General features: G+C 62.2%; 8 protein-coding genes. All 8 read left to right on the top strand.

Going from position 1 to position 4,263, the window contains the following annotated elements; all coding sequences use genetic code 11:
- Positions 1–227: 227 nt before the first annotated feature.
- The 8 genes from AC13FW_RS15240 to AC13FW_RS15205 all read left to right on the top strand — a co-directional run bounded on the left by AC13FW_RS15240 (position 228) and on the right by AC13FW_RS15205 (position 4,047).
- A complete protein-coding gene (locus AC13FW_RS15240) occupies positions 228–638 on the top strand; it encodes a PH domain-containing protein (RefSeq protein ID WP_482989640.1) in 411 nt (136 codons plus the stop codon).
- A 130-nt stretch (positions 639–768) separates the two neighbouring features.
- The gene (locus AC13FW_RS15235) at positions 769–1,167 is read left to right on the top strand and encodes a nuclear transport factor 2 family protein (RefSeq protein ID WP_482989639.1); all 399 of its coding nucleotides are present in this window, start codon (positions 769–771) and stop codon (positions 1,165–1,167) included.
- A 39-nt stretch (positions 1,168–1,206) separates the two neighbouring features.
- Positions 1,207–1,623: a GNAT family N-acetyltransferase gene (locus AC13FW_RS15230; protein WP_482989638.1), complete on the top strand. Its 417-nt coding sequence runs from the start codon at positions 1,207–1,209 to the stop codon at positions 1,621–1,623.
- Positions 1,624–1,666: 43 nt separating this feature from the next.
- Entirely contained in the window at positions 1,667–2,131 is a 465-nt protein-coding gene (locus tag AC13FW_RS15225; RefSeq protein WP_482989637.1) for a GNAT family N-acetyltransferase, read from the top strand.
- Positions 2,132–2,221: 90 nt separating this feature from the next.
- On the top strand, positions 2,222–2,560 hold the full coding sequence (locus AC13FW_RS15220) for a tRNA-binding protein (RefSeq protein WP_482989636.1): 339 nt from the start codon (positions 2,222–2,224) through the stop codon (positions 2,558–2,560).
- A 162-nt stretch (positions 2,561–2,722) separates the two neighbouring features.
- A complete protein-coding gene (locus tag AC13FW_RS15215; protein ID WP_482989635.1) occupies positions 2,723–3,178 on the top strand; it encodes an iron chaperone in 456 nt (151 codons plus the stop codon).
- A 52-nt stretch (positions 3,179–3,230) separates the two neighbouring features.
- Positions 3,231–3,728 (top strand): hypothetical protein, encoded by a 498-nt coding sequence (locus AC13FW_RS15210; RefSeq protein ID WP_482989634.1) that lies wholly within the window; start codon positions 3,231–3,233, stop codon positions 3,726–3,728.
- A gap of 22 nt (positions 3,729–3,750) precedes the next feature.
- Positions 3,751–4,047, top strand: coding sequence for a hypothetical protein (locus tag AC13FW_RS15205; protein ID WP_482989633.1), 297 nt, complete (start codon positions 3,751–3,753; stop codon positions 4,045–4,047).
- Positions 4,048–4,263: the final 216 nt, after the last annotated feature.

The raw sequence follows: 4,263 nt of genomic DNA, 5'->3' as shown, positions 1-4,263 counted from the left end.
TGGGTCGCGTCGGCGCCCGCTGCCGGGGCGCTTTCGCGGTGCCGCCCTCCCCCCCCCCCCCCCCCCCCCCCCCCACTACAGCCGCTCCCACAAGGACAATCGTGCCGTACATGCATCGCCCGCACGTCCAACCGTCATGCATTACGGCCTATTGCCCTGATCAACGCGCCACCTACAATTCCGCCTGCGCTGCAAAACAATTCACCATCACGGGGGACGGCTTCTACATGGAAACAAATGCAATCCTGGCCTGGACGCTGGTATCGGAATGCCCGATTCCGCAGGACGTGAACGACATCCTCGTGCCCGGAGAGACCGCCGTGGCGGCTTACAAAACCTTCCGTGATTCAGCAGTATTCACCAACAAACGCTTGATCGTGCGCGACGCACAAGGCATCACCGGCAAGAAAGTGGAGATCTATTCGCTGCCATACTCCTCGATCTACATGTGGTCCTCGGAGAACGGCCATGGCCTGTTCAATTTCAACTCCGAGATCGAGCTCTGGACCAAGGCCGGTCATATCAAGGTCAACCTCAACAAGGGCCTGGATGTCCGCCGTCTGGACAAGCTGATCGCCCAGGCCGTGCTGGGCGGCACGGCTCAAGTGGTGGCCGGCAATCCACCACCATTGCCGTAAACGGGCAGAGGGCAGACCATTCCGGCCAGCGGCACCATCAGACCCATGCCGTCCACTGAAAGCCGAACCACCCTGCCCTGCGCCGCCACGTTCACTGCGATATCAGGCGTTCCGCACATTCCGGAGTTCCATGACAAACCAACGCACGCACCACCTCCAGCTGGCCCATGCCGTGCTCGACTGGAACCGCCGGCATCTCAATCGCGATTCCGTACTGACCGAAGCACTGATCGGTGAGTGCTTCGCCGAACACTTCATTGTCGAGCCCAATGGTCGTCGCTACGAGGCCAATCCTGCCAACTACCTCGAATTCCTCAACTGCATGAAAGCCGGCATGGAAGGCATCGACTACGAGATCGACCATGCGCTCGAGGACGGCACTTCGGTCACGTTCTCGATGCGCGCACGGATCAGCTACGCTGACGGGCGCCGCGAGCTGTTCCGCGCCATGCTGCTGATGCGGTTCAACGATGCCGGCAAGGTCACCCTCTGGCACGAGGTCTACGTGCCCATCGCGTTGCCCTCCTGAAACGACGACGCACAGCCAACCAGAATTCCGGATGCAACGATGAGCGAACCCAACTACACCATCAACCACGACATCCCTTCCGTGGACACCTACCGGCATCTGCGCCAGGCCAGTGGGCTCAGCGCGAAGACGCTGGAGGCCGCCAGTCGCGGTCTGCCCAATTCGCTGTTCGCCGTGCAGATCACCCATGCCGGCGAAACCGTGGCGATGGGGCGGGTGATCGGCGACGGCGGCACGTTTTACCAGGTGGTCGACATCGCGGTGCTGCCTGCGCATCAGGGCCGCGGCCTCGGCAAGAAGGTGATGGCGGAAATCCAGGCCTACATCGAACGTGAGGTGCCGGCTTCGGCCTACATCAGCCTGCTGGCGGATGGCGAAGCCTATCGTCTTTACCAACAGTACGGTTTCACCCTGACCGCACCTGCCAGCGTCGGCATGGCACTCAAGAAAGCATGATTCCCAATACCCGCATCACCAACCGCACATCAACGGAAAAGGAATGAACATACGGCCGCTCAACCCGAACGATGTGGATGCCGCGAGCAGGCTTTGCATGGCGGCGTTCATGGATTCGGTTGCCTCCACGCTCACTGGCGAAGGCGTCGCGACGTTCCGCAAGCTTGCCGCTGCGGAAGCGTTTGCATCCCGCATCAGCGAGGACAACCTGATGTGGTTGGCGGAAGTTTCCGGGCAACCCGCCGGCCTCATCGAGCTGAAGCAGGGGCGACATATCGCAATGCTGTTCATCAGCCCCGAACTGCAGCGCCGCGGCATCGGCCGCCGCCTGCTTGCCGAAGCCATCAAGCACGTCCGCTCGGACATGCTGACCGTGAGCGCCTCCCTGCCTTCGGTACCCGCCTACCGCGGCTACGGATTCCATTGCAGCGGCGAGGTGAGCGAATCGATGGGAATCATCTACCAGCCGATGGAACTTTGGCTGGACCGCGTCGCCACAGGCGACTGAGTTTGGCTATCGCGCTGCGGGTTCTGGAGATCAGCCTGTATCGCGCCAGCCCCAACCACTCCAATGACATCAAGCTCCCGAGCAACCGCCATGCAGACCATCGATTGGAACGACTTCAGCAAGGTTGAACTTCGCGTAGGCCGCGTCATCGCCGCCGAGCGTTTCACTGCCGCCCGCAAACCCGCCTACATCCTGCAGGTGGATTTCGGTGAGGAGATCGGCACCCGCAAATCCAGCGCACAGATCACCGCGCTATACAGCGCCGAACAGCTGGTCGGGCGGCTGGTGGTGGCAGTGCTCAACTTCCCTCCGAAACAAATCGGCCCACTGATGTCCGAATGCCTGGTAACCGGATTTCACGACGCTGAGGGTCGGGTCAGCCTATGCATGCCCGAACATGAGGTACCGCTGGGCACTCGCCTGCTGTAAGTCCTGCAAGCGCCTCAGCCTGCCCAGCAGGTTGAACCAACCCAGCCTGCAAGCTGGACACGTCGCCCCTGCATGGAAGCACCCGCCTGCACTTCGGCTTTACACCTTTGCACACGGCTTGCGGTAAAAAGCCTTGCCCTTCCACACTTTGCAGGAGCTGCAATGGCCGCGTCCAAATCCACCGGATTCACCGCCGAAGAACAGGCCGCCATGAAGGAGCGTGCGCGCGAGCTCAAGGCCGAGGCCAAGGCCGGCAAGCTGAAGGCCGACGGCGAGGCCGAGCTTCTTGCCAAGGTCGCCGAGATGCCCGCAGCCGAGCAACAGATGGCACGGCGCCTGCATGCCATCGTCACCGCCACTGCGCCCTCGTTGAGCCCCAAGACCTGGTACGGAATGCCGGCCTATGCGCGCGACGGCAAGGTCGTGCTGTTCTTCCAGGGAGCGAGCAAGTTCGGTGCACGCTATTCCACGCTGGGTTTCAACGACACCGCGATGCTGGATGACGGGCCGATGTGGGCAACTTCTTTCGCCCTTGCAGAACTCACCCCCGAGGTCGAGAAGAAGATCACTGCCTTGGTCAAGAAGGCCATGCGCAAGCGCGACAGCAGCCTGCAATAGGCAAAGTGCGGTTCTACCGCTATCGTGTCCTGCCCCCGCAGCGATAGACCGCATGTCTTTCTGGACCTGGCTGTTCCCACGCACGCAAGCCGCATACACCAGCCCGCTTTCACCCGAGCAGGCCGTGCAGGCACTGCGTGCCGCCACCGCACGAGGCAACCTGACCGCCACCGGCAGCGTCGCAGGCTCGATAAGCGACAAGCGCGTACATCTTTACCATCGGACAGTGATGCGGAACTCGTTCAAGCCACACTTCCGCGGCAGCCTGCAAGCAACCGCGCAGGGCTGCGAGCTGCGCGGCGCGTATGCGTTGCCGCCGTTGGTTTTCGTCTTCATGCTTTTCTGGCTTGGTTTCTGCGTACTGTGGACCACGGTGGCCGCACTGCAGGTGGGCAGGCTTGACTTGATGCTCCTGCCCGCGGTGCTGCCGGGCCTGCTGATGCCTTGCTTCGGCATCGGCTTGTTGCGGCTTGGACACCATCTGTCCAGCGATGACCCGACGATCGTGTCACGGGTGATCCGACGAGCCTTGCAGTCTCCTTCTGCCTGACCCCAACCGCGAGGGTTCCCACTTGTCCAACCATGACGACACCGCGCTGGAACTGCAGAAGCTGCAGTTCGAAGTGATGCAGCAGTTGGAAGTCATTGCCGATGACATCAAGGCCGGGCGACTGGGCGCCGATGAAGGCTCAGCCAAGGCCAAGGCCGTCATTGCGGCCAGCGAGCAGCAGCGTGTTGCCATGTTCAACGCCGCGATCAGTGCCAACCAACGCCAGCGCAGACGCGCCTGGTTGTTCGCGCTGATGGTGGTCGTCGCCATCGCAGTGCTGCTGGCCGGCCTGTTGCTGGCACGGATAGCAGCGGCCTGAGCATGTAGTGCCGAGCCATGCTCGGCAGGGGCCTTGCCAGCCATCTTGCAGGAGCGGCGCAAGCCGCGAAGCCACTGCGGCATCAACCAGAGAAGAGCTTACCCCTCCCCAGCCCTCCCCTTCGCTGTGCGAAAGGGAGGGTGTAGTGCCGAGCCATGCTCGGCATGGGCATTACCCGCAAGGCCTCTGCCGAGCATGGCTCGGCACTACCGGAAA

It is taken from the genome of Stenotrophomonas sp. 21LCFQ19, assembly GCF_056861425.1.
The sequence above is the reverse complement of the archived record's forward strand: the minus strand, read 5'-3'. Positions and strand labels throughout refer to the sequence as shown.

Excerpts from the sequence above, each read along its gene's own strand:
- AC13FW_RS15240 (WP_482989640.1), top strand. The coding sequence starts at position 228 with ATGGAAACAAATGCAATCCTGGCCTGGACGCTGGTATCGGAATGCCCG.
- AC13FW_RS15235 (WP_482989639.1), top strand. The coding sequence starts at position 769 with ATGACAAACCAACGCACGCACCACCTCCAGCTGGCCCATGCCGTGCTC.
- AC13FW_RS15230 (WP_482989638.1), top strand. The coding sequence starts at position 1,207 with ATGAGCGAACCCAACTACACCATCAACCACGACATCCCTTCCGTGGAC.
- AC13FW_RS15225 (WP_482989637.1), top strand. The coding sequence starts at position 1,667 with ATGAACATACGGCCGCTCAACCCGAACGATGTGGATGCCGCGAGCAGG.
- AC13FW_RS15220 (WP_482989636.1), top strand. The coding sequence starts at position 2,222 with ATGCAGACCATCGATTGGAACGACTTCAGCAAGGTTGAACTTCGCGTA.
- AC13FW_RS15215 (WP_482989635.1), top strand. The coding sequence starts at position 2,723 with ATGGCCGCGTCCAAATCCACCGGATTCACCGCCGAAGAACAGGCCGCC.
- AC13FW_RS15210 (WP_482989634.1), top strand. The coding sequence starts at position 3,231 with ATGTCTTTCTGGACCTGGCTGTTCCCACGCACGCAAGCCGCATACACC.